This is a genomic window from Providencia sp. PROV252, from assembly GCF_033676005.1.
Classification (GTDB): Bacteria; Pseudomonadota; Gammaproteobacteria; order Enterobacterales; family Enterobacteriaceae; genus Providencia; species Providencia vermicola.
This window is the reverse complement of record NZ_CP096294.1, coordinates 695,157-720,295: the sequence shown is the minus strand read 5'-3', so window position 1 is coordinate 720,295 and position 25,139 is coordinate 695,157. Positions and strand designations below refer to the sequence as shown.

The following is a 25,139-nucleotide window of genomic DNA, read 5'->3' as shown; positions in this document are numbered from 1 at the left end:
AGTCTTTTACGTATCAGTCAGCCCATAAATGATTTAAAGTCTTTGCTCCTCGGAAATAACGGTTTAATTGCGGGGCGTTCTTCCAAAGAAGCTTGCCAAAGTTCATATTGAGCCTGCATTTCTACCCACATCTTTGCACTGGTTCCTAATGTCATTTCCAAGCGGATCGCCATATCTGCTGAAACGCCACTGCTACCATTAAGAATACGCGACAATGTTGCACGTGTGACACCCAGCCCTTTCGCAGCGTCTGTCACTGAAATTACCTCTAAATACTCACGCAGCACAATACCAGGGTGTACAGGGTTATGCATTTTATTCATGATTTTCACCTTAATGATAATCTTGATAATCAACGAGGATGGCATCTTCACCCTCAAATTTAAACGTTAATCGCCAATTTCCATTGACGGATATTGACCAATGACTTTGCAAATCAGCATCTTTTAACTGATGTAGTTTCCAACTAGGTGCAGACATATCTTGTGGCCTTTTGGTCGTATTTAACGCAGTAAGCGGTATCCATAATTTTGTAATATGTTTCGCTTGAATACCTGAGGTAATTACCATCCTAAAAAACGCTCTATTCCTTTGTGCATAAAACTTTTTATCGCAATTCACTCCCTGTATAGCGTATCGACTCACTATGCAGTCAGAGTTAAAAAAGTAAGTGTTTAAAAATAAAACACCGCTGTTATCTGCCTATCTCTCATCAGATAACCAGGAGGGATGGATGATCCTCTGATGTTCAGGTATAGTTCAGGACAAACAATTTATCGCGGTTTTTCTCTGTCTTTTAGGGCATTTTCCCCTGACGTACAGAAAACAGCATAAAATTAAAATTCCCTTTATAAAACAAAAGGTAAATAACTTGGCTCAATTCGTTTATAGTATGTATCGGGTTGGAAAAATTGTTCCACCGAAACGTCATATTTTAAAAAATATCTCTCTGAGCTTCTTCCCGGGGGCTAAGATCGGTGTTTTAGGTCTCAACGGTGCAGGTAAATCAACATTACTGCGCATCATGGCGGGTATTGATACCGATATCGAAGGTGAAGCACGTCCGCAACCTGGTTTAAAAATCGGCTACCTGCCACAAGAACCAAAACTGAACCTTGAGCACACTGTGCGTGAAGCGGTGGAAGAGGCTGTTGGCGAAGTTAAACGTGCATTAACGCGTTTAGACGAAGTGTATGCCGCCTACGCTGAAGAAGGTGCTGATTTTGATAAACTGGCCAAAGAACAAGGCGAGTTAGAAGCGATTATTTCAGCACAAGATGGCCACAATTTAGATAACCAACTGGAGCGTGCTGCTGATGCGCTGCGCCTGCCAGCTTGGGATGCAAAAATCGAAAACCTCTCTGGGGGGGAACGCCGCCGTGTGGCAATTTGCCGCCTACTGCTGGAAAAACCAGACATGCTGCTGCTCGATGAGCCAACCAACCACTTGGATGCCGAATCCGTTGCGTGGTTAGAGCGCTTCTTACATGACTACGAAGGCACCGTTGTCGCCATCACGCATGACCGCTATTTCTTAGATAACGTTGCAGGTTGGATCCTCGAACTTGACCGTGGTGAAGGTATTCCATGGGAAGGTAACTACTCCTCTTGGCTTGAGCAAAAAGATGAACGTTTGGCGCAAGAAGCATCAACTGAAGCCGCTCGCCGTAAGTCTATCGAGAAAGAACTTGAGTGGATCCGCCAAAATCCAAAAGGCCGTCAATCGAAAGGTAAGGCACGCCTTGCTCGCTTTGAAGAACTTAATAACGTTGAATATCAAAAACGTAATGAAACAAGCGAGCTCTTTATTCCACCTGGGCCACGTTTAGGTGACAAAGTGATCGAAGTTGAAAACCTAAGCAAATCTTATGGCGACCGCGTATTAATCGATAACCTGAATTTCTCCATTCCTAAAGGAGCCATTGTTGGGATCATCGGTCCAAACGGTGCGGGTAAATCCACGCTGTTCCGTATGATTTCAGGCCAAGAGCAACCAGACTCAGGCTCGATCACCTTGGGTGAGACGGTAAAAATCGCGTCTGTTGACCAATTCCGTGACTCAATGGATGACAGCAAAACCGTGTGGGAAGAAATTTCCAACGGACAAGACATCATGCGCATCGGCAATTTCGAGATCCCAAGCCGTGCTTACGTTGGCCGATTTAACTTTAAAGGCGTTGACCAAGGTAAACGTGTTGGCGAATTATCCGGTGGTGAACGCGGTCGTTTACACTTAGCAAAACTGCTGCAAGTGGGCGGCAACGTGCTGTTACTCGATGAACCAACCAACGACCTCGACGTAGAAACTTTACGTGCATTAGAAAATGCGCTGTTAGAGTTCCCTGGTTGTGCAATGGTTATTTCCCATGACCGTTGGTTCCTTGACCGTATCGCTACGCATATCATTGATTATCAAGATGAAGGTAATATTACGTTCTTCGAAGGTAACTTCTCTGAGTATGAAGATTACAAGAAGCGGACGTTAGGTGCAGAAGCATTGCAGCCGCACAGGATGAAGTATAAACGTATGACCAAATAAATCCCTGTCATAATTTCGGATTATAGCGGTGTTGGCTGCGCTCGTGAGCCCTAGTCACATACTAATGTATGCTCCTAGGGACTCACTCCCTTGCCGCCTACCTATAATCCAAATTATTTAAGGGATAGATGGAGTAATAGAGTGTTAGTAAAATAAAATTAGCACCTAATGATGCCGTTTTTATTGGATAATTTTATAAGTCATCTAGCATCAATAACTGCTGAACGAGGGTGACACACTCCAAGAAGCGTGTATCGTAATCTGAGGATTCCACCCGCACAAATTCAATATTATTTTTCTTAAGCATTTCAATCAGTAGGTTTTGAAAAGCTTTTCGGTCTTTATCACTGCCCAAGCTTCTTAAACCATCTGCCACCCAAGGGGTGTTATTCTCTAAAACTATTACCAAATCGAATCGGTATTCGTCTATCAATGCCTGAACAAATGGGTGCTCTTTACCTTCATAGCGTAAACAAAAGGCTTGAGTCGTGACGAAGTCGGTATCAATAAATGCGACTTTATTGGCATATTTCACTGCGAAATCAATGTACTGTGCATGCCCCAATGCAATTTTGTCGTAGTCCGAATATTGCAATGCCATCTCATCACCACCTAAGTGGCTAAACACATAGTCACGACCATATTCCCATGCACTGGAGGTATTGAAAATATTAGCTAACTTATTGACTAACGTCGATTTTCCACTGGATTCACCACCAAGAATAGCGACTTTACGAACAAAGAAGGGTTTAACTTCCGTTGGGATATATTCCCAATAACGAAAAGGTGCTTGGCGAATTTGGTTGCCGCTGATATTCATAAAAGTACGTTCAGGGTCAATTAAAATAGTTTCGACACCTAAGTGTTTCTTGTACCGCAGAGTATCATTGGCTTCCCCAGAATAAATATATCTCGGATTAATATTGTGCTTTTTCAAAAAGCCTTTCATTCCATCGCTCCACACTTCCCAACCGTGTGGATAAGGCTCAATACCTTGCTCATCAAACGAATGAATATGAATATTTTTTTGATATTTAAAGGTTTGTAGCAACCAACGCAATCTGTCGCTCACCGTGGGTTGTTGGGACATGGAGCTATTGACGAACAGCTCTTTATCACGAGGTTCATCATGGCACAAAATAATGTGCAATTCATCCACTTGGCTACACGCCCGCTGAATAAGATAGATATGCCCCGTATGTAGCGGGTAAAATTTACCAAAAACCACACCAATCGTTTTTTGCTGATTGGGGAATTCCAATCCAAGAAAGCGATGAAGCGCAGCGATTTTTTGGGCGCTTGGGCTCTTAATTTTGTCGTTAATCAACTGGCTGAGATAGCCTTTGGTCATATCTGTCGCATCCGCAACCTGTTGAAGCGTATAGCCCGCTCTTTTGATCGCGTTTTTTAGATAGTCAAATTCAGCCATGGTTTTTCCTTTTTGCTCTAAGCGTTATAGCTCATCCAAAATACTTAATGCATCCGCTAATTTCTTCACCCCATACACTTTCATATCTGGTGGTGATTTTTTCGGCATATTGGCATGGGGAACAATAGCGCGTTTAAAACCGTGTTTTGCCGCCTCTGAAATACGCTCTTGCCCACTTGGTACTGGGCGAATTTCACCCGCCAACCCGACTTCGCCAAAAACAACAAGGTCGCGCGGTAATGGCCTGTCACGGAAACTGGATACAAGAGACAATAGCAAAGCGAGATCAGCACTGGTTTCAGTCACTTTTACGCCCCCTACTACATTCACAAACACGTCTTGATCCGACATTTGCAAGCCACCGTGACGGTGCAGCACCGCCAATAAAATGGCTAAACGGTTTTGCTCTAAGCCAACAGCTACACGACGTGGGTTCGACATCATTGAGTGATCGACCAGCGCTTGGATTTCCACCAGCAGTGGGCGTGTCCCTTCCCACACCACCATCACGGAACTCCCAGACGTAATTTCATCGCCGCGACTTAAGAAAATCGCGGAGGGATTGCTCACTTCTTTGAGGCCTTGCTCTGTCATAGCAAACACCCCTAATTCGTTCACTGCCCCAAAACGGTTTTTATGGCTACGCAAGGTACGGAAACGGTTATCGGCATCACCATCTAACATAATCGAGCAGTCAATACAGTGTTCAAGCACTTTAGGCCCTGCCAGTGAGCCGTCTTTGGTCACGTGACCTACCATAATGATGGCGACACCGCGGGTTTTGGCAAACCGCGTTAAATAGGCAGCAGTTTCACGGACTTGCGCAACACTGCCTGGTGACGATTGGATATCCGCCATATGCATCACCTGGATGGAGTCAATCACCATTAATTTAGGCTGTTCTTGCTCTGCGGTTAAACAAATTTGTTCGATGCTGGTCTCAGAGAGCATATTGAGCGAGTCTGTCGGCAAACCTAATCGGTGTGCGCGCATCGCCACCTGTTGCAATGACTCTTCCCCCGTAACATACAGGGTTTTCATTTCACGAGATAACAAACACATGGTTTGCAGCAACAAGGTACTTTTACCCGCCCCTGGATTTCCGCCGATCAGAATAGCACTTCCTGGCACAACTCCACCGCCCAATACACGGTCAAACTCTTTAAAACCTGTCGTAAAGCGAGGCAATTCTTCAAGGCTGATATCAGAGAGTTTCTGAACTTTACTCACCCCAGCCGCATTCCCCGCATACCCCGTTAACCGGTCATTACGTGAAGCCGAGTTTGTTGAGGCAAGACGCACTTCCGTAATCGTATTCCATGCATGGCAAGCACTGCATTGCCCCTGCCAACGCGGATAATCTGCCCCGCATTCATTACAGACAAACGCCCTTTTTACCCCTTTCGCCACACCAAACTCCTCGTTAAAATTATGCTGTTTTACAACCGATGAACCACAATGTTCTAATGTTCTTGAGTCTTGAAATCTCGAAAATTAAATTAGCTTAATATTCAAAATGGATTGTGTTGTAGCAAGGCGGCAAGTGAAGCTAAGCCCTAGGAACATACACCAGTATGTGACCCAAGCAGCTGAGTGAAGCCAACATCGCCACAGCAGATTCTTCTTATAAATTAATTTAAAACTAATATTCAAAATAGTTCGTGTTGTGGCTAGGCGGCAAAGGAGGATGTCTTGGGGAGCATACACAAGTATGTGAGCCAAGCAGCCGAGTGAAGCCAACACCGCTACAGCAAACTCTTTTATCTATTAATTTAGCGTTAAATTAATCTCATAATATTCAAAATGGATTGTGTTGTAGCAAGGCGGCAAGTGAAGCTAAGCCCTAGGAGCATACACCAGTATGTGACTAGGGTTAGCGAGCGCAGCCAACACCGCTACAGCGCAAACCATGAAGAATATTAGCGTTCCTCGTGCTTCAGGCCCCCACTGAGTACACACAACACCCCCATGAGATCCGCATGACGAATCGCCACTTTTGCTCTCGCATACACCTTTGGTTTCGCATGATATGCTATTCCCAGACCTGCCTTACGGATCATTTTTAGGTCATTGGCACCATCGCCGATCGCCACGGTTTGCTCTATTGGGATCTCGAGTTTTTCCGCCAGTTTTACTAGGGTTTGCGCTTTATATTTTGCATCAACAATCGGCCCTTTAACTTTCCCTGTTAGCTTACCATTTTTCACTTCAAGCTGGTTCGCTACAGCCGCCACTAATTTGAGTTTTTGTTTTAGGTTGTCGGCGAAAAACGTAAAACCGCCTGAGGCAATTGCAATATGCCAGTTCATCGCTTGTAGCTTACGAACAAGGTTCGTTAACCCCGGCATTAATGGCAGTGTTTCTAAGACTTTATCTAAGATAGCTGCATCTGCGCCTTCCAATAATGCGACACGGGCACGTAGGCTTTCGGTAAAATCCAGCTCCCCTTGCATTGCTCGCTCAGTGACTTCGGCCACTTGCTCACCCACCCCTGCTAAGCGGGCGATTTCATCAATGCATTCGATTTGAATTGCGGTGGAGTCCATATCCATCAACAAAATCCCCGGCGAACGTAAGCGCGGGATTTGCCCTAATGGCACCACGTCTAGTTGACATTCATCAGCGAGCTTTTTAATTCTTGGCGTGATGCTGCCTGCAATCCTAACAACTTGGTAGTCATCAATGCGCCATGAAGACACAATCACAATCGCAATTCCCAGACGTTGTTGGAAATTACTGATCCTCGCTTTATCTAAACCGCGACCATAGAGCAACCACCCACTGTCACCAGCACGATAATCAAGGGGCATCACTTCTTCCCCACTTAAAGAAAGGGGCAGACCAGGCCATTTTTGGATTTCGTCGGGTAGGTAACAATAGGTCAAACTCGTTGACATGAAAATGCGCTCCTGTAATCGAAATAACTTTTTTATAATGATGTGTTGCGAGTAGCCGAACGAAGCCACTATACTAAACTTTAAGGCTTTATAACCTTACGTTTTTACTGCGAAAACGAAATATAAACCCCTATTACTTGAGTATAAGGCTATCTTTATACTCAAAATAAGTCGAGAGCACCAATAAAGCAATGAAACGCACCTTCAGGCTACATAAAACTGTCATTATCGTTATCTGCGTTGCGCTGGTAACTTTACTGATGCACGGCATTTCCTATTTAGGTTATAGCCAAAATCAAAGCCGAATCGAGCAATTTAAACAATTGACTTATGTTCTTGCTGAACAGGTTGCTTTCAGCTTATCTGATTATATTGTTCCTGGCAGCAAAGATTTTAATTTGGAACGAATTAATGCCAATTTAAATAATGTGGCAAAAGACCGCTATATTTTAGATGCGAGTATCTACACCGCGAGTGGGACATTGGTCACTCAAGTTGGAGAACCAACAACAGTCAAAGAACGCCTTGCCATTGACAATAATTCTTCGCTGCAAAACTTTCAATATCAACTTGTTGTCCCTATTCAAGGCGCGAAAGAACCGAAAGGCTACTTACGCCTGACAATTGATACCGAATTGCTAGCAGCGGAAATTCAGCAAGCAGATAACAGCACCAACGTATTACGCATTTTTATTTTATTCGCGCTGTGCATAGGTTTTGTTTTGGCCAATACCTTACTGAAATTGAAGAAAAAGAAAGGCCACAAACAGCCACCACCGTTAGTGGTAAATACTGAAGAAAATAACGAAGAAAATGAAGTAGATAACCAAAGCGATGAGCCGGCTATTCGCGCAAAACCAATCCGATTGCGGCGCAAAAAAGAGCCTCGTCCTTATCGGCCAAAACGGCCTGCCTCAAAGCGCAAGCCGTCACAATCGGAAAAATAACGCTTAAATTGAGGTTGTATCAAATACAATCGGAGCAATAAATTCCACACGTCCATCAACTAATAAAGTTTCTGGCGGTACTGGAAAGGGTGCCGCGCGTGAAATTGTTGCAATGGCTTCTTTATCTAAAATTTTTGTGCCTGACGAATTAAACAAACTCGCGGTGACAACTTCCCCTTTGCTATCCAGCACCACTTTCACTTGGGAAACCCCTGTTGAGCGAAAACGCAGCGCTGCACGTGGGTAACGCTTTGTTTTTGCAATACGTTGATGAACTTCGCTTTGCCACCCTTGGTGACCACTCACTGCCATCGAGGCATTGCTAGAAAAGTTTGCACTGCTGCTGGATTCACTTCCTGACGCGGGTGCGGATGTCACTGCAGACTCTTGGGTCGTCACAGGGGCATCTTCAAACACTTTTTTCTCTTGAGGAATTTTTTTCTTTGGTGGGCGTTTTCTCTCCGTCACTTTCGTTAACGTACCATTATCCACCAGTGCAGTTTCAGGCAATTTCTCCGCTTTTTCCACCACTTCTGGCAAGGTTTCCTCGCGAGTCACCACTTGCTGTTTAGGCGCATGGTTCACCTCAGGCTCCGCTTGTTGCTCTAGCTGATAAACCCCGAGTTGCAAAGAAATTGCGGGTGGCAATACGCCTGTTTTGGGGATGGAAGACGTAAACCATCCAATAAAAATAATTGCTAGTGTTCCATGGAAAAGACAACTCAACGCCAAACCGCCCAGTGGACGGAAAATCGGGCGTTCTAACTTGCCCGTTATACTGCTCATATTCTGCCTCACGACTTTATTTTTTGCAGATTATAGGCATAATACAAACAAAAATGATATTCATTATTATTAGTAAAAACACAATAATTAAAATAAGATATTGATTCATAATAAAAAGTAATCTGAGCGGATTATTCATCAGCGCATTTAGGGCTCCCATCCTGTTATTTGCGCACTTTGATAACATTGACACCAGTAAAATGACCATCGATAAATCCCTTGCCCGCAAAATTAGCGGTGCGTATCAGTCAACTTATAGCCAACTTGTACGGTTTTTCCGCAATCGGCTAGACAACAGCAATGATGCTGATGATTTATCACAGGATGTGTTTACACTATGGCTTAATCGCAAGGAACAAACACCAGTAAAAGAGAGCCGCGCTTACCTGTTTAAAATTGCAAATCATGTGCTGATTGATCATTGGCGGCGTAACCTGCGCCAAACCAAATCAGAAACCGCCATTGATGAGATCGCGCATGAACACAGTTTAGAGCAACGCAAAGCTGATCCCAGTGAAATACTGGAACATCAGCAACGCATTCAACGGTTAAGTGAAGCCCTTGAAACTTTGCCTCCTCGTCGGCGAGAAGCATTCTTGCTATATCGTTTTGATGGGTTATCGCAAAGTGAAATCGCTGAGCGAATGGAAATTTCAATCAGTATGGTGGAAAAACACATTGCGGCGGCGTTAGTTCATTGTAAAAAACACCTTGATAATCAGGGCAATAAATAGTCATGACACACGAGCCTTTGCACGAATCAGAGGATACAGACCGCATTGATGAAGAGGCTGCACTTTGGTTTACCCGAATGCACAGCCAACGCATCAGTGAACAGGAAACCGCGCAATTTAAACAATGGCTTGCGGCGTCCTCTGAACATGCAAAAGCCTATGACGCAATGGCGTCAGTATGGCGTGATTTTGATGCAATGCCTCGCCCTGCCAGTGCTAAAAAAGAGGCAAGTGAAAAACGCCCTTTTTTTCGCCTCTGGCGGCCGCTGGGTAATACATTAGCCGCATTTTTTATCGCTGCTATTTTATTTTTACCTTACAGCCATTTACCCTCCATGTTATTGAATAACATGACATTAGTGACGATGGATACTCCAAAAGAAGTCACATTACCCGATGGTTCTCAATTATTTCTCAACCGCCATACCCGTGTCCGTGTTGCCTATGAAACGCCTGTGCGTAACCTGTACCTTGATGAAGGCAACGCGTATTTCAAAGTAAAATCAAACCCTTACCGCCCCTTTGTTATTCAAACTGACCAACGGCGTATTCAGGTTGTTGGTACCGAGTTTGAAGTAAATAAGGCCGCACAACAGGTTTCGGTGAATGTTAGCCAAGGCATTGTGAGCTTCCAAAGTGAGCAAAACTCCCACCCTGTTTTTTTGCTCGCTGGCGATAGCGCGGTCAGTGCCAGCCCGAGTAGCAAAATTACCCGACAACACGTGGATGCGCAGGATGTCGCGCGCTGGCGCTTTGGCGAATTGGTTTTTGTGGATAAACCCCTTGCTGAAGTACTCGCTGAACTCAAAAACTATTCTGCTGTTAATGTTGAGCTTTCACCTGCCACTTTAGCAAACAGTAAAATCTCAGGGCGTATCAATATCCGTCAGCCAGATCTGTTTTTTCAAGCCCTTCCTTCACTATTACCTGTCCAAGTTGTCTATCAAGATAAAAATAACATTTTGATTATCAACAATAAAAAAAATAAATGAAAAATATTTTCATTTACAGGTGAGGATAATTCTCATTTCACCCTCTTCTTAAGTAGTTCGTTTTTTTACTGACTATTTTCCGCACACTTTTTGTGCAGCTTAAGAATAAGGGATATCCATGTCTATTCAGTTTACTCAAGGCCGGTTAAAGCCGCTTGCCCTTGCTGTGGCAGTTGGTAGCGCAATAGTTTGCCAATCCGCAGCTGCACAAGAGCTGGCATTCTCACTACCCGAACAATCGCTCGCAACCTCCGTTGCAGAAATTAGCCGCCAAGGCCAAATCCAACTATTGTACGATAAAAGCCAATTAAATGGCTTGCGTGCACCTGCATTGTCTGGCAATTACTCCGCACAAACCGCATTACAAAAAATACTTATCGGTAGCGGGTTAGAACTTGTCAGTGAAAATGGCGTTTTCGTGATCCGCCAGCAAAATTTAAACCAAGGCACATTGGTTTTACCTGAAACCCAAGTCTCGGGTGTGGTTCAGAATCACCCTGCAACCGATGTGATGTCAGCACCGCAATATGTTACCGCCGAAGAAATCAGCCAAAAAAATACAGGTGATGGCAACATTACTGACCTGATGAAAACCAACCCTGCGGTGCAATTTGCCAACAACGACAGCAACTCCATGAACCAAGGGGAAATCAAACCTTCCCGCGTGTCGATCCACGGTTCAAGTAGCTACCAAAATGCCTATCGCCTTGATGGTGTGAGTTTTAATAATGACTTTGACCCTGCTGATAACGGTTTAGGGGAAACGTCAACCCGCTTAAGCAGCAGCGACCAAGGGATTTACATCGATAGCCGTCTCATTGACAGTATGACGGTGTACGATAACAACATTCCTGTCGAATTTGGTGGTTTTACGGGGGGTACCGTTGAGGTGAATAGCCGTCGCTGGCAAGGGGAAAATAGCGCCCATGCCTATTACCGCTTAACTCGCTCCGGTTGGAATAATCTATTTCATGACTCCACGCAAGGTATTGATACTACTAAGAATGATACCGCCAACCCAGCCCGTTTCCAAAACCGCTACGATAAAAATGACTTTGGTGGTTGGTTTGAATTAGGGGTGAGTGAAAATTCAGGTATTGTGTTCTCGGCCTCACGTCGTAGTTCGACTATTCCAATGACAGTGACCGGAGGAACAGGCGTGACATTGAATAGTTCAGGGGAATTGGAAGAGATTTATTCGCCTGAAGGAACTCGCAAACAAAAAAGAGATTCGGATAATTTTTTCCTAAAATATTCAGCGGATTTATCGCCGCATAGCTCATTAGACCTATCTATCAATTATGCTAAGTATAACAGTTATTTATTTGCTAGCTCTGTCTTAAATTCAGGTTATGACAGTACTCATGATGGACTTGGATTTACCGGTGTATTCAAACATGATTATGACATCGGTAAATTAGAACTAACTGCCAGCACACAAACATTAGAAGATGATAGAAAAAATGACCAACAAGATTATGTTGAACTTTTAGACTACAGCGATTGGAAAAACCCTCAATCACTGCGCAGTGGCGGGCAAGGTGACTTAACAACAAAACAAAATATTCATACTGCTAAAGCCGTAATGCGCTTCAACCCAATCGAAGATGGTTTCGGTATTACACACCAACCCACATTAGGTTCTGAGGTTTCATATACCAAAGGGACTTATAAGCGTGATAAAGATTACTATCGCTATCGTTTTATCGGCACAGCAGACAATATTCAATGGATTGGTTCTGCTGATCATATCACTCGCTTCCAATCTGGTACACACTCGGCTGATTACACCAGCTATGCAATTTTTTTAGATGACAATTTACAGTATGGCAAATTAAACCTGCGCCCAGGACTTCGCCTTGACCGTGATGATTTCGTTAATCGTACCAATATCGCCCCTCGTATCACTGGGACTTATGATATTTTTGGCAATAATGAAACCTTACTAATTGCAGGGTCTAACCGTTACTACGGCCGCTCAATGCTTACCTATGCGTTGTATGGTGCTCAAAATGCAGGAATGCAAAACTGTTATATGTTCTGTGGAATTGATCCTAACACCAATGAATGGACTGATGAGCGTGATTATGAGGGTGTTGATTCACTTAAAACTCCCTATAACGATGAGTTAACACTTGCCTTACAACAAGAAGTGATGTCAACCACATGGCGCCTACAATATGTACACCGTGAAGGTTACGATGAAGTCAGAACTCGTACTAAATACAATTCAACGGATGCCAATAAACGTAGCATTCGTATGTATGATAATGGTGGTCGTAGTTCTCACGATACAGTGACATTATCCGTAAAAAATAGTCAACCGTGGGAATGGGCACAAGCCTCTCACGTGATGAATGCCTCCTTTACTTGGCAGCAAAGTGAAAGTAATACGCCAAAAGATTCGGGCTATAACTCATTCGACCCAGCCAATAAAGTCAACCTAAACAAAGTTTGGTATGACGGCAAAGTGATCGATGCATCCAAACTACCATCTACCAGTTTCAACTCACCAATCAAACTTAATTTAGAGTTAACCAGTGTTTGGGATGATTACGATGTCACTTGGTATAACCGCCTGCAATGGTGGGGGGCTCGTGACCAAGCAGTTCGTTATGACAATGACTATTATACCGACCCTGAAGTGGGACAAATCCGTAAATACAGCAAACAAAAGTTTGCCAGTAAGTATACGTGGGATACCCGCCTAGGCTGGAAGCCTGAATTCGCTCACGGTTTTGGCTTCTCAGTTGAAGTGAATAATGTTCTGAATAACAAAAATATTGCAGACCGATTTATGTTTGATGATCGTGTAATTAAATCCTATGACCCGGGCCGTCAGTTCTGGTTACAAGTGAATTACGACCTGTAATCCACCAGCAATGTGAGCAATTAAAACAATATTAATCATTAAAATAAAACAACAAATGAATAAAACGTCATGAAGACACTGAAACAATTTTTCTATTTAGTAAAACCTTTTTGGGGGCAGCGTGCTGCCCTTTTGTGCTGGATACTACTTTTCGCCTCGCTGGGGCTAACGCTCTCATCCGTGTGGTTCAACGTCAAAATGAACATGTGGAACGGCGACTTTTATAACGCGCTACAAAAGCTTGATGGGCAAGCACTGTATGGCTTATTACAGTACTTTGTTATCTTAGTCAGCGGATTAATATTTGTAGTGGTCATGGGGAATTACCTCAAACAAATGTTGATTATCCGTTGGCGCAAAGGCATGACTGAGCAAGTCCTTGGCCGTTGGTTATCCCCCAACAGCAAACATTACCTGTTAAGGTTGACCGCCCAAGAGCCCGACAACCCAGACCAACGTATTGCCGAAGACATTCGCTTACTGATTGAATCAACCCTCAATTTGGTAGTGACATTCCTACACTCAATGTTAACACTCGTCTCATTCGCGGCAATTTTATGGACGCTCTCTGGTAGCCTGTCGTTTAACTTTGCCGATAGCGATTGGACTATCCCTGGTTATATGTTCTGGGCTTGCATCATTTATACCCTAATTGGTATCGCCCTCACCCAGTGGATTGGCTTTCCACTGCGCCGTTTGCATATGGACAAGCAGCGCCGTGAGGCAGATTACCGTACCTCGCTCATTAACTGCCGCCAACACGGTGATGCCATCGCAGGGCAACGTGGTGAAAACCAAGACAGAAAAGAGTTAATGGGGCGTTTTGGTGAAATCATCACTAACTGGAACCGTTTGATCCGCTGTGAACGAAATTTATCTTTTTACACTGTGGGTTACCAACAAGTCACCGCATTAGCACCTGTTTTATTGGCCTTGCCTAAATTCCTTGCTGGGGAAATTATGTTAGGTGGGTTAATGCAATTGCGCCAAGCGTTCACTAGCGTTGCCACCTCTTTGGGCTGGTTTATTTTCGCCTATAAAGAAATCGCGGCATGGCAAGCTACCGTCTCCCGTTTATATAACTTCGTGGTGTTATTGGAAAACGACAATAAAGCACAAGTCACTGTTGATGAGCAACATGCGCCGTTAACCGCCAAAATTAGCGTATCAACGGCAGATAACCGCCTACTGGTTGAAGATGTTAATTTTACGGCTAAACAAGGGGAACTGACTTTAATTTCAGGGCGCTCTGGCATTGGTAAATCCACCTTACTGCGCACACTTAGTGGGCACTGGCCGTTCTTTAGCGGTACGATTTCACGCACAGAGCACGTCATGTGGATCCCACAGCGCTTGTATTTACCTATCAGCCGCTTAGATAACCTATTAGCTTACCCACAAGCTGCCTGCCAATTTAACCAACACGATTTCCAGTATGCACTGACCTTAGTGGGGTTAGAAAAACTACACCATCAGTTAGCCTTAGAAACGGACTGGAACAACCGCCTATCTGGAGGCGAACAGCAACGCATTATGTTTGCGCGTTTGTTGCTTAACCGCCCGAAACTGTTGTTACTTGATGAAACCACATCGGCGTTAGATGAAAACAGCGCATTGGAATTGCTCGCGCTGCTAAAAGCGGAACTGCACGATAGCGCGATTGTCCTCGTCAGCCACCAAAGCTTTGTCACACAATTTGCAGAACAAAAAATTCACCTTTCAGAGTCTGTCCGTACTGACTCTTTAATGACAGGAACACCTGAATATGCTTCGTAAAATCACTTTTGTTACTTGCATCAGCTTAGTGTTGGGCGGCTGTGCAGGTCATGCTACCACTAGCCAAAATGCACAAACTTTACTGCCTGTGCGTAGCGACCTACAGCATTATAAATTAGATAACGGCCTGCAAGTTTACCTCTTACAGCGTAGCCAGCCAGGTGTTGAGCTGCGCTTATTAGTGAGTAGCGGCTCATTGCAAGAAAATGAACAGCAGCTTGGCCTTGCTCACTTTACCGAGCACATGGCGTTTAAAGGCACTAAACATTTTCCCGGCACAACGGGCTTTAAACAGCTGGAACAGCAAGGACTGAAGCTGGGTAGCCACGTCAATGCCATCACCAGTTTAAATTCCACCCTGTATAAGTTGTCGTTACCCGATGCAACCACAAAACAGGTAGAGACAGGCTTACAAGTCATGGCAGACTGGGCCTCAAATATGACGTTCGACCAAGACGCATTTGAAAAAGAACGTCCAGTGATTGTCGAGGAGTGGCGTTTACGCCAAGGGATGGGTTATCGCATTAATGATAGCCTTGAAAAACTACGTTACCACGGCAGTCGTTATGCAGAACGTAACCCGATTGGCTCCCTCGATATCGTACGCCAAGCCCCAATTGAACAAGCCAAAAACTACTATCAAACATGGTACCAACCACAACGCATGACCCTGTTAGTGATTGGTGACTTTAATAGTTCTTCAGTTCGCAATCAGGTCAATACGTTATTTGCCTTACCTAAACCTGAAAAAGTGGCGGAAGATAACCCACAATGGAAGCAATTTGCTAGCTCCACCAATATGTTAGTGCAAGGAATTTTTGATAAGGAACAAGGTGCACGCTATGTCCAATTCGCATTGCAAAAGGATGTTAGCGCACCGCTAAATACCCGCTTAGGGCAGCAAGAAGACTTATTAGACAGTTTATGGCTCGCCATTTTAAACCAACGCTTTACGGTGATGGTAGATAACGGCGTTCTACCGTCAATCAGCATCAATGAACAAGGTGCAATGCTGGATAACCAACGTTTACAGCAACTGATGATTATCCACCCGAAAGGCAATGACTATGCAGGTGCCACGCAAATTCTGTTTACGGAATTACAACGATTAGCCACAGAGCCTGTAACCCAACAAGAGCTCGATAGCGCAAAACAAGCGATGTTGAAAAAACTCAGTTTACAAGCCGCCTCTGAACAGCGTTACAGCAATGATTATCTGGCAGGGCAACTGACGACCGCCCTTGAGTATGACATGCCAATGTGGAATAAACGCCAGCAATTGGATGGCAGCTATCAATTGATTAATGGAATAAAACCACAAGCGTTACAGCAACACGTGGCAAAATTCCTGCAAGTGGCTTCCCCGCGCTTAGCACTGATTGGCCCAGATACTGATGCCCCAACCGTGGATAAATCCACATTTAATACCCAATGGCTCAACGCCCGCCAAAGCTCACCAGGGCCATTTACGTTGCGTTCAAAAGCGGTTACCTTGCAACTGCCTGAAGTAGTAAAAGGCACTATTGTTGAGCAAGCCAAATTGCCTGTTGATAAAACCGAGCAATGGATATTAAGTAATGGCATCAAAGTGATTGTTAAAACGGATAAAAATCTTAAAGATGATATTCAGTTTAACCTTCAATTACCAGGCGGCCGTTCCTTAGAAACCCAACAAACTGCAGGTTTAACCGACTGGGCATTGAAACTGCCTGAAAGCAGTGGTTATGGTCACTACAGCGCGCGTGATTTAGCGCTGCTGGCAAAACACAACCAAATTTCGCTACGCCCTTACAGTGAGTTACTGACACACGGGTTTCGTGGTAAAACCCCTGTAGATAACCTCGAAACGGCATTGCAGCTGCTGAATTTAAAGCTCACTGCGCCGCAATTTAGCGGGGAAAAACTCGAGCAACAAAAACAGTCTTTCGCGTTAAATTTATCGAAAACTCCGGTAGAGCGAACCTTCCTCGATAATATTAATCAGGAAAGCTACACCCACGGTGAATTTTTAGTCATCAATCCACAAGGTGGCTGGCAGCAATTCACCGCACAACAATTGCAACAAGCCAATCGCCAATTACTCACGTCAACTGCAGATATGACGTTAGTCATAACAGGTGCAATGAATAGTCGTGAGCTAAAACCGCTGTTAGAGCAATGGGTTGCATCACTGCCATCTAGTGACCAAAAACTGGTATCTCGTGACCAAGGGATCATGCCCAAAATGGCCAGCTTTAATAAAACCTATCCCATCAGTAGCAGTGATAAAAGCATGGTCAGCATTCAATTTGCGGCGCCTGCGGTTTGGTCGCAACAAGATCAACTGGCACTGCAATTGATTGATACCCTTGTTAGTCAACGCTTACGCGGGGAACTACGTGAAAAAGCCAGCGGAATTTATGCGCTCGGTTTTTCGCAGATGTTAGCGAAAAAACCACAGCCTTATTACCTTGCTCGCTTGAACTTCACCACCTCCCCTGAGCGTGCGCAGGAAATGACGGCAATCGCGCAAAAAACCATTGTGCAAATTCGCCAATCGGGTGTGAGTGAAAAAGAGTTAACCGAAGCCAAAAATATTTGGTTAACAGAGAATTCACAAGTCACTGATAGTGCGAGCTATTGGACTGAAGCACTGGCACAAATCGCTGCTGATGATGGGCAATATCAACGTTTAAACCAAGAGCAAGCTATTGTACGCCAACTCACGGTTGAAGATATAAACCGTTTGGCTCGTCAATATTTAGGGCAAAATTCAAAAGTGTTTATGATGACGCCTTAATATCAGAAAAACCAACAGCTTTATTTATCAAGCTGTTGGTTTCCATAGGTACATTAATCGTACTATTATTTAAATGAATGCCTTACGTTATAGATAAAATTTAACACTCGATTATTTAAGTTATTAAAGAATGAAGATATGCGCTCTTGAAATGACATTCTTTTAGATTTCGCTATTTCAACCTCTAGTTTTAATTGTTCCATTGAAATATTCAGATAGTGTTCAATATCGTTAGTAATTTCATTACCTTTAATTCTTTTACACTGGAGAATGTTGATAATTAAATCAATTTTAGAGGAAAGCAGCTCTATCTTTGTGTCACTTCTTTCTTTATTAATGACTTGAATCACAGAGTCTACAATACTTTTAGGTATTTTTTTTGCTATTAACATTGATTCAATTCTATTAATAGCAGCATCTATAATTTCATTTTTCTTTTTAATATACTGGTTATATGCATTTTTTTCTTCTAAATATTTCTCATTATATTCAGATTGTAACAATTTAATATCTAAATTTATTTTATCTTTTATAAAGTCAATAATTCTTTCATCCGTTAAATTATGACTCAGTTCCGTTAAAAACTTTCTGTTCTCACTTGTAAATTCATTTTCAGAGAGAACATTTTTAATTAAATTAATTTTATCAATACTTTCAATCTCCTTAAAAACTGAAAAATCCGAATGTTTTTTTATGTTTTTAATATATTCATTATACTCAGATGTGTTTAATTTAAACTTAGATAAATATTCATTCGAATAACCAATAAGGCATTCTTTAACTTGAGTGATTATTTCCTTAGGGAACTTTTGTTTTTCAAGTAAACTTTCTATCGCGTAGGTTTCAACTCGACAGGATGCGTTATATAGAGATAAGAAGCGTGCATTTTGATATATAAGAAGAATTTTTATTTTATCTACATCATTATTCAATGAATCGTGAATTTTCTTAAATAAACCTTCAAGTTCCCCCCTTACACTTTCATTTCTATCGATTGTATTTTTTGTTATAATGTAATTCATCAAAAATTTTATATGATTCAATCCATTCTCAGATAAAGCGGCTCCTTTTTTTAAATCATTAATTAAATCATCAAAGCTATCATATTCAACTTTCTTTATTTCCTCACTCTCTTCAGCTCTCTTTTTTTCTTTTATTGACTCCATTTTACTTTCAATATTATCTGTAATTTTATTTACAGTCCGTTTAATTTTATTTCCTATCTTTTTACTACGATCGTAATTTTCACATTCATTTTCAGAACTAGGTATTTCTTTATCTTTAACACCTATAGGTTGGAGCATTTTCCCTTTATCACTAAAGTTTATCTTTACATTTTTATTTATTGAAGGATCATTATCAAATTTCAACCCTTGATTAAAATACTTATCAATTTTTTCTTTCGCTTTCCCGCTCGCAACAATACCCCATGATTTATTTATTTCTGCCCAGCCATTCTCGCCATTGTTTTTGGCTGTTTTTATTTTATTGATGATGATATCGCTTTTCCCTTCGAAAACCTTTGGGTTTTTGGTTATTTCTATTACCATTTCACTCAATGACATAGTTAAATATTTCTGTTTATCAAAAATACCTACACCTAGCATATAAACCTCGCTCTAATTTCTATTTTATTTTTAAGTAAAAAATCATAAAATAGCGTATAGAATCTCATTAGTTTTTTATATCAAATAGCGATTTAAAGACACACACTTTACTTCATCGTTTTTGATGTGATAATAATTATATATCATTGACATCATATAATTTTAATGTGATTAATATATTCTAGAAACGACAATAATGAGAAAAGTAATGAATAACATCACCATCCGCAGAGCAACACTGGACGATGTGCCTGCAATCACCAAAATGCACGCGGATTATTCAGCGTATGCCAACACCTTACAACTGCCATACCCAACAGAAAAAACATGGGAAGCACGCCTTGGGACGAATGACCCACTCGTCACCCAGTTTGTCGCCACCATTAATGAAGAAGTTGTGGGTTTGCTGACTATCAGCCAGCCAGGTCAAGTTCGCCGCCGCCATGTGGCAACCTTCGGGATTACCGTTAGTGAAGCCCACCAAGGCAAAGGTATTGGCTCACAACTGATGCAAGTGATGGTGGATTATTGCGATAACTGGTTGAATGTGCGCCGTATTGAATTGGAAGTATTTGCCGCCAACGATAATGGCATTGGCTTATATAAGAAATTTGGCTTCGAGCAAGAAGGTAGAATGCGTGATTATGCATTCCGTGATGGGCAATACGTTGATGCGGTGATGATGAGTAGGATCAAAAAATAGCGATAAAAAAATGCCACACAATACGTGGCATTTTAAAGAAATCATCTCGGTATTTCGCTAACGACTATTTGTCGCCTAACAGCACCGAATCCAGCGCAATTTCAATCATTTCGTTGAATGTTGTTTGGCGTTCGTCAGAAGTGGTTTGCTCGCCTGTTTTGATGTGATCAGATACAGTACAGATAGCCAGTGCGCGCGCACCGTATTCTGCCGCAACACCATAGATACCCGCAGCTTCCATCTCTACACCTAAGATGCCGTATTTTTCCATCACTTTGAACATGTCTGGATCTGGCGTATAGAACAGGTCAGCAGAGAACAGGTTACCCACACGGACGTTAACTTTTCTGGCTTTTGCCGCTTCAACCGCGTTGTGAACTAAATCATAATCTGCGATTGCCGCGAAATCTTGGTCTTTGAAACGCAGGCGGTTAACTTTAGAGTCTGTGCAAGCACCCATACCGATAACAACATCACGCAGTTTCACATCATCCATCACTGCACCACATGAACCTACACGGATAATCACTTTCACACCGAAATCGGTGATCAATTCTTTTGCATAGATTGAGCAAGAAGGGATACCCATGCCGTGACCCATAACAGAAATCTTACGACCTTTATAAGTCCCTGTAAAACCTAACATGCCACGAACATTGTTCACTTGACGGACATCTTGCAGGAAAGTTTCTGCGATGTATTTTGCACGTAATGGATCACCTGGCATCAGAACGACATCAGCGAAATCACCCATTTCTGCATTAATATGTGGAGTTGCCATGATTATTTCCCTTTAAACAATAAAATTTTTTAAAATAAATAAGGTGGTCCCCCACCTTATTATTAGAATCAGTATGCCATTACCCTAAGCAATGTAAATTTTAGCCAACACCGTACAGCTCAAAGTATGACGGTAAAGTTTGCTCATTACTCTAAGCAACTTATTACCCTAAGTAACTTATTACCCTAAGTAACTTATTACCCTAGATAATTTGAGTTGTAGCTAGGCGGCTAGCAAAACCATCCCTATGAGCATACACAAGTATGTGATTAGGGTGGATTTGTGCAGCCAACACCGCTACAGCTCAAAGTATGACGGTAAAGTTTGCTCATTACTCTAAGCAACTTATTACCCTAAGTAACTTATTACCCTAGATAATTTGAGTTGTAGCTAGGCGGCTAGCAAAACCATCCCTATGAGCATACACAAGTATGTGATTAGGGTGGATTTGTGCAGCCAACACCGCTACAGCTCAAAGTATGACGGGTAATTAGGATTAAAGCATTGGTTTGCCGTAATCCATTGGAGACAAATCAAAATACTTAGCGACTGTCTGACCAATATCTGCGAACGTTTCGCGGTGACCTAATGAACCTGGTTTCACTTTTGGTCCATAAACCAGAACAGGAATGTGCTCACGAGTATGGTCAGTTCCTGGCCAAGTTGGGTCACAACCGTGATCAGCAGTTAAAATCAGAATGTCATCTTCTTTAACCAGTTTCATTAATTCAGGTAAGCGACGGTCAAATAATTCGAGTGCTGCGGCATAGCCAGCAACATCACGGCGGTGGCCGTAAGCTGAGTCAAAGTCAACAAAGTTAGTGAATACGATGGTGTTATCACCCGCCAGTTTCATTTCTTCTACTGTTGCATCAAACAGTGCATCGATACCTGTTGCTTTGATTTTCTTAGTGATACCAACGTGCGCATAAATATCCGCAATTTTGCCGATAGAAACGACTTCACCTTGTTTCTCATCCACTAATTTTTTCAGTACAGTTGGTGCTGGTGGCTCAACCGCTAAATCGTGACGGTTGCCCGTACGCGAGAAGTTACCTGCTTTATCACCCACAAATGGACGCGCGATAACACGACCAATGTTATAACCACCTTTGGTTAACTCTTCACGTACGATTTCGCACAGCTCATACAGTTTGTCTAAGCCATACGTTTCTTCGTGGCACGCAATTTGGAATACAGAGTCTGCAGAAGTATAGAAAATTGGTTTCCCAGTTTTCATGTGCTCTTCACCCAGTTGGTCTAGGATGACAGTACCAGATGAATGGCAGTTACCTAAGTAGCCTGGCAGGTTGGCTTTTTTAACTAAAGTATCTAGCAGTTCTTGTGGAAAGCTGTTTTCTTCGTCAGAGAAATATCCCCAATCGAATAACACAGGTACACCTGCGATTTCCCAGTGGCCTGATGGGGTATCTTTACCAGAAGAAATCTCGCTTGCGTAACCATATGCACCGATAATTTCAGCATTAGGATCAAGACCCGCAGGGAATGAACCGCTTGATTCTTCTCCTGCTTTACCTAAACCTAATTTTGTTAAATTAGGTAAATGCAGAGGCCCTTTACGACCAATATCCGCTTCGCCGCGTGCACAAGCATCTGCAATGTGACCCAATGTATTTGAGCCTTCATCACCAAATTTATGTGCATCGTGTGCAGCGCCGATCCCAAAGGAATCCAAAACCATAATAAATGTGCGTTTCATATTTTTCTCCTGCGGTATTTATTAGAACGATATACCACTAAAATCTATTTGTATTACTCGCTGATTTGGCGATAAACCATCGGCGTTTGCTCTGGGGAATTTTCACCAATTACCATTGCTGCGCGCACTTCTTTTGCCGCTTCTTCCCATGCTTTTTCACTGTTTGCATGGATAATTGCCAATGGTGTTTGTGTATCCACTTTCGCGCCGAGTGCCGCGATATCACTCAAACCAACACTGTAGTCAATTGGGTCAGTTGCTTTACGGCGACCGCCGCCTAATGTCACAACGGACATCCCCAATGCACGCGTATCCATTTGCGTGATAATACCGTCTTTCGGTGCATAAACTGCTTTGCTCAGCACAGCAGTTGGTAGGTATTTGTCATGATTTTCAACAAAATCTGCTGGGCCTTTTTGTGCTGCAACCATACGACCAAACACTTCTGCCGCTTTACCGTTATCCAGCACCGCTTGCAGTTTTTGGCGAGCCTCTTCACGAGTAGCCGCTAACGAGCCTGAAACCAGCATTTCCACACAAAGTGCCATTGTCACTTCATACAGACGCGGGTTGCGGTATTCGCCAGTTAAGAATTGCACTGCTTCGCGCACTTCAACCGCATTACCCGCACTGGACGCCAATACTTCGTTCATGTCGGTTAACAATGCCGTCGTTTTACATCCTGCGCCATTTGCCACTTTGACAATTGACTCTGCCAGTTCTTCTGATTTCTCATAGGTTGGCATAAATGCACCAGAGCCGACTTTTACGTCCATAACTAAGGCATCAAGGCCTTCAGCCAGTTTTTTACCTAAAATGGATGCCGTAATCAGCGGAATCGAGTCAACTGTTGCAGTAATATCACGGGTTGCATAAAAACGTTTATCTGCTGGCGCTAATGAATTGGTTTGCCCAATAATTGCCACACCCACATCTTTAATAATGTCACGGAAACGAACATCATCAGGAAAGATGTCGAAATTAGGGATAGCTTCCAGCTTATCCAACGTACCACCTGTATGACCCAGACCACGGCCTGAAATCATAGGGACATAACCGCCACATGCAGCGACCATTGGGCCTAGCATCAGCGAAGTCACATCACCAACACCGCCTGTAGAGTGCTTGTCCACCAACGGGCCGTTAAGGTTGAGTGATTTCCAATTCAGCACCGTTCCTGAATCACGCATAGCCAGCGTCAGTGCAACACGCTCAGGCATCGTCATATCGTTAAAATAGATGGTCATTGCCAGTGCAGCAATTTGACCTTCCGAAACAGAATTATCACGAACACCATTGATAAAAAAGCGAATTTCCTCTTCGCTTAATGGTTTACCATCGCGTTTTTTACGAATAATTTCTTGTGCCAGAAACACGATATACTCCTTTAAAGTCGAATTTATCGGCTAACAATAATGCGAAAATTAATAACTGCTGCTTGATTTTTTAACGTCGTAACCCAGCGTGTTTAATAAATTTGCTAATAAGCTTGATGCGCCAAAACGGAAGTGGCGGCTATCAGCCCAATTGTCACCTAAAATTCGGCCTGCTAATGCTAAGTAATCAGCCGCTTCTTCTGCGGTACGTACACCACCAGCAGGTTTGAAACCAACGGTTTTTGCAACGCCCATATCACTGATGACTTGCATCATGATTTCTGCACTTTCTAATGTTGCGTTAACAGGCACTTTACCTGTTGAGGTTTTGATAAAGTCAGCACCAGCTTTAATTGAAATTTCAGACGCTTTACGAATTAACGCAGCATCTTTTAATTCACCCGTTTCAATAATCACTTTCAGTAACACATTGGCAGCTGCACATGCGTCTTTACACGCTTTGACTAAATCAAAACCAATTTGTTCATTGCCTGCGATCAGCGCACGGTATGGGAATACAACGTCAACTTCATCCGCACCATAAGCGATAGCGGCTTTAGTTTCTGCTAATGCGATTTCAATATCATCATTACCGTGTGGGAAGTTGGTTACGGTCGCGATGCGAACGTCAGGCGTACCTTGCTCACGCAAAGTTTTACGCGCAATTGGAATAAAACGAGGGTAGATACAAATTGCCGCTGTGTTGCCAGCAGGGCTTTTGGCTTGATGACATAATGCGATCACTTTTGCATCAGTGTCGTCATCATTCAATGTGGTTAAATCCATCAGGGTCAGCGCGCGTTGTGCGGCTGCTTTTAAATCAGTCATATAACTCTCCAACGTTATTAATTCTTCAGAACGACACGTTCTTTGTTGGCGAGCGGGCTTGGTTCCTTAAAGATGCCAGCCGGATGCTTCCGAACTGAGCAGCTGAGTTCCTTCTCACCGCACGATGCCCTAGAGTCATTCGACTCTGAGAACTAGCAGTTCCATTAGCAGCTTACTAGTGTCTATTTGACCATGGAACAGCGTCACTTTATGTGCTACAAATCACATTAATCGACTGAATGTTACATTATTAAATATAATTATGTGAATAAGATCTCATTATACCCGATCTATCTGTTAATTTATTCACTCAAATGGCTTTTCTAACCTTAAACAATCATTAATTGACTAAGTTAAGAATAGTTGAAATTCT

Annotated in this window: 19 protein-coding genes; 8 read left to right on the top strand and 11 right to left on the bottom strand. The window is 42.9% G+C overall.

The window, feature by feature from the left end; genetic code table 11:
• Positions 1-17 precede the first annotated feature (17 nt).
• Both M1F05_RS03100 and M1F05_RS03095 read right to left on the bottom strand, forming a co-directional pair.
• The gene (locus tag M1F05_RS03100; protein WP_206084504.1) at positions 18-323 is read right to left on the bottom strand and encodes a HigA family addiction module antitoxin; all 306 of its coding nucleotides are present in this window, start codon (positions 321-323) and stop codon (positions 18-20) included.
• Between the two features lie 10 nt (positions 324-333).
• Positions 334-570, bottom strand: a complete 237-nt coding sequence (locus M1F05_RS03095) for a type II toxin-antitoxin system RelE/ParE family toxin (RefSeq protein ID WP_241016853.1) — start codon at positions 568-570, stop codon at positions 334-336.
• A 301-nt stretch (positions 571-871) separates the two neighbouring features.
• Between M1F05_RS03095 and ettA the strand changes: the two genes are divergently transcribed.
• Positions 872-2,539 (top strand): energy-dependent translational throttle protein EttA, encoded by a 1,668-nt coding sequence (gene ettA / locus M1F05_RS03090; protein WP_206084503.1) that lies wholly within the window; start codon positions 872-874, stop codon positions 2,537-2,539.
• Positions 2,540-2,732: 193 nt separating this feature from the next.
• On the opposite strand, the gene nadR is transcribed toward ettA, so the two are convergent.
• From nadR to serB, 3 genes are all read right to left on the bottom strand, one after another.
• A complete protein-coding gene (gene nadR, locus M1F05_RS03085) occupies positions 2,733-3,968 on the bottom strand; it encodes a multifunctional transcriptional regulator/nicotinamide-nucleotide adenylyltransferase/ribosylnicotinamide kinase NadR (protein ID WP_206084502.1) in 1,236 nt (411 codons plus the stop codon).
• Between the two features lie 24 nt (positions 3,969-3,992).
• Positions 3,993-5,378 carry a DNA repair protein RadA gene (gene radA / locus M1F05_RS03080; RefSeq protein ID WP_047756332.1) on the bottom strand — a complete coding sequence of 462 codons (1,386 nt, stop codon included), beginning with the start codon at positions 5,376-5,378 and terminating at the stop codon, positions 3,993-3,995.
• A 509-nt stretch (positions 5,379-5,887) separates the two neighbouring features.
• Entirely contained in the window at positions 5,888-6,865 is a 978-nt protein-coding gene (gene serB, locus M1F05_RS03075; protein WP_206084501.1) for a phosphoserine phosphatase, read from the bottom strand.
• A 191-nt stretch (positions 6,866-7,056) separates the two neighbouring features.
• Here serB and M1F05_RS03070 point away from each other — a divergent pair, with 191 nt between their 5' ends.
• The gene (locus M1F05_RS03070) at positions 7,057-7,812 is read left to right on the top strand and encodes an AhpA/YtjB family protein (RefSeq protein ID WP_206084500.1); all 756 of its coding nucleotides are present in this window, start codon (positions 7,057-7,059) and stop codon (positions 7,810-7,812) included.
• A 3-nt stretch (positions 7,813-7,815) separates the two neighbouring features.
• On the opposite strand, the gene M1F05_RS03065 is transcribed toward M1F05_RS03070, so the two are convergent.
• Positions 7,816-8,598 carry an energy transducer TonB gene (locus tag M1F05_RS03065; protein WP_206084499.1) on the bottom strand — a complete coding sequence of 261 codons (783 nt, stop codon included), beginning with the start codon at positions 8,596-8,598 and terminating at the stop codon, positions 7,816-7,818.
• Between the two features lie 200 nt (positions 8,599-8,798).
• Between M1F05_RS03065 and M1F05_RS03060 the strand changes: the two genes are divergently transcribed.
• The 5 genes from M1F05_RS03060 to M1F05_RS03040 all read left to right on the top strand — a co-directional run bounded on the left by M1F05_RS03060 (position 8,799) and on the right by M1F05_RS03040 (position 17,751).
• Complete coding sequence (locus M1F05_RS03060) at positions 8,799-9,332, top strand: RNA polymerase sigma factor (protein WP_206084498.1); 534 nt, start codon at positions 8,799-8,801, stop codon at positions 9,330-9,332.
• A 2-nt stretch (positions 9,333-9,334) separates the two neighbouring features.
• Positions 9,335-10,324 carry a FecR family protein gene (locus M1F05_RS03055; protein ID WP_206084497.1) on the top strand — a complete coding sequence of 330 codons (990 nt, stop codon included), beginning with the start codon at positions 9,335-9,337 and terminating at the stop codon, positions 10,322-10,324.
• A gap of 118 nt (positions 10,325-10,442) precedes the next feature.
• Positions 10,443-13,196 carry a secretin and TonB N-terminal domain-containing protein gene (locus M1F05_RS03050; RefSeq protein WP_206084496.1) on the top strand — a complete coding sequence of 918 codons (2,754 nt, stop codon included), beginning with the start codon at positions 10,443-10,445 and terminating at the stop codon, positions 13,194-13,196.
• Between the two features lie 69 nt (positions 13,197-13,265).
• Positions 13,266-14,972: an ABC transporter ATP-binding protein/permease gene (locus M1F05_RS03045; RefSeq protein WP_206084495.1), complete on the top strand. Its 1,707-nt coding sequence runs from the start codon at positions 13,266-13,268 to the stop codon at positions 14,970-14,972.
• Entirely contained in the window at positions 14,962-17,751 is a 2,790-nt protein-coding gene (locus M1F05_RS03040) for a M16 family metallopeptidase (RefSeq protein WP_206084494.1), read from the top strand. The genes M1F05_RS03045 and M1F05_RS03040 overlap by 11 nt, the downstream gene beginning before the upstream one ends.
• 65 nt (positions 17,752-17,816) lie before the next feature.
• Here M1F05_RS03040 and M1F05_RS03035 read toward each other — a convergent pair whose 3' ends face one another.
• The gene (locus tag M1F05_RS03035; RefSeq protein ID WP_206084493.1) at positions 17,817-19,358 is read right to left on the bottom strand and encodes a hypothetical protein; all 1,542 of its coding nucleotides are present in this window, start codon (positions 19,356-19,358) and stop codon (positions 17,817-17,819) included.
• 208 nt (positions 19,359-19,566) lie between these two features.
• Between M1F05_RS03035 and M1F05_RS03030 the strand changes: the two genes are divergently transcribed.
• The gene (locus M1F05_RS03030; protein WP_206084492.1) at positions 19,567-20,061 is read left to right on the top strand and encodes a GNAT family N-acetyltransferase; all 495 of its coding nucleotides are present in this window, start codon (positions 19,567-19,569) and stop codon (positions 20,059-20,061) included.
• Positions 20,062-20,125: 64 nt separating this feature from the next.
• Here the strand turns inward: M1F05_RS03030 and deoD are convergent, their stop codons facing one another.
• The 4 genes from deoD to deoC form a co-directional block, all read right to left on the bottom strand.
• Positions 20,126-20,842 carry a purine-nucleoside phosphorylase gene (gene deoD / locus M1F05_RS03025; protein WP_206084491.1) on the bottom strand — a complete coding sequence of 239 codons (717 nt, stop codon included), beginning with the start codon at positions 20,840-20,842 and terminating at the stop codon, positions 20,126-20,128.
• A 496-nt stretch (positions 20,843-21,338) separates the two neighbouring features.
• Positions 21,339-22,562: a phosphopentomutase gene (gene deoB, locus M1F05_RS03020; protein WP_318825971.1), complete on the bottom strand. Its 1,224-nt coding sequence runs from the start codon at positions 22,560-22,562 to the stop codon at positions 21,339-21,341.
• Between the two features lie 53 nt (positions 22,563-22,615).
• Positions 22,616-23,938 carry a thymidine phosphorylase gene (gene deoA / locus M1F05_RS03015; protein ID WP_206084489.1) on the bottom strand — a complete coding sequence of 441 codons (1,323 nt, stop codon included), beginning with the start codon at positions 23,936-23,938 and terminating at the stop codon, positions 22,616-22,618.
• A 48-nt stretch (positions 23,939-23,986) separates the two neighbouring features.
• A complete protein-coding gene (gene deoC / locus M1F05_RS03010) occupies positions 23,987-24,766 on the bottom strand; it encodes a deoxyribose-phosphate aldolase (RefSeq protein WP_047755652.1) in 780 nt (259 codons plus the stop codon).
• Between the last annotated feature and the right edge of the window lie 373 nt (positions 24,767-25,139).

Coding starts and splice junctions, on each gene's coding strand:
- M1F05_RS03045 (WP_206084495.1), top strand. CDS start 13,266: ATGAAGACACTGAAACAATTTTTCTATTTAGTAAAACCTTTTTGGGGG.
- serB (WP_206084501.1), bottom strand. CDS start 6,865: ATGTCAACGAGTTTGACCTATTGTTACCTACCCGACGAAATCCAAAAA.
- M1F05_RS03035 (WP_206084493.1), bottom strand. CDS start 19,358: ATGCTAGGTGTAGGTATTTTTGATAAACAGAAATATTTAACTATGTCA.
- deoB (WP_318825971.1), bottom strand. CDS start 22,562: ATGAAACGCACATTTATTATGGTTTTGGATTCCTTTGGGATCGGCGCT.
- M1F05_RS03055 (WP_206084497.1), top strand. CDS start 9,335: ATGACACACGAGCCTTTGCACGAATCAGAGGATACAGACCGCATTGAT.
- M1F05_RS03065 (WP_206084499.1), bottom strand. CDS start 8,598: ATGAGCAGTATAACGGGCAAGTTAGAACGCCCGATTTTCCGTCCACTG.
- M1F05_RS03095 (WP_241016853.1), bottom strand. CDS start 570: ATGGTAATTACCTCAGGTATTCAAGCGAAACATATTACAAAATTATGG.
- M1F05_RS03070 (WP_206084500.1), top strand. CDS start 7,057: ATGAAACGCACCTTCAGGCTACATAAAACTGTCATTATCGTTATCTGC.
- M1F05_RS03100 (WP_206084504.1), bottom strand. CDS start 323: ATGAATAAAATGCATAACCCTGTACACCCTGGTATTGTGCTGCGTGAG.
- M1F05_RS03040 (WP_206084494.1), top strand. CDS start 14,962: ATGCTTCGTAAAATCACTTTTGTTACTTGCATCAGCTTAGTGTTGGGC.
- M1F05_RS03050 (WP_206084496.1), top strand. CDS start 10,443: ATGTCTATTCAGTTTACTCAAGGCCGGTTAAAGCCGCTTGCCCTTGCT.
- nadR (WP_206084502.1), bottom strand. CDS start 3,968: ATGGCTGAATTTGACTATCTAAAAAACGCGATCAAAAGAGCGGGCTAT.
- M1F05_RS03060 (WP_206084498.1), top strand. CDS start 8,799: ATGACCATCGATAAATCCCTTGCCCGCAAAATTAGCGGTGCGTATCAG.
- deoC (WP_047755652.1), bottom strand. CDS start 24,766: ATGACTGATTTAAAAGCAGCCGCACAACGCGCGCTGACCCTGATGGAT.
- deoD (WP_206084491.1), bottom strand. CDS start 20,842: ATGGCAACTCCACATATTAATGCAGAAATGGGTGATTTCGCTGATGTC.
- M1F05_RS03030 (WP_206084492.1), top strand. CDS start 19,567: ATGAATAACATCACCATCCGCAGAGCAACACTGGACGATGTGCCTGCA.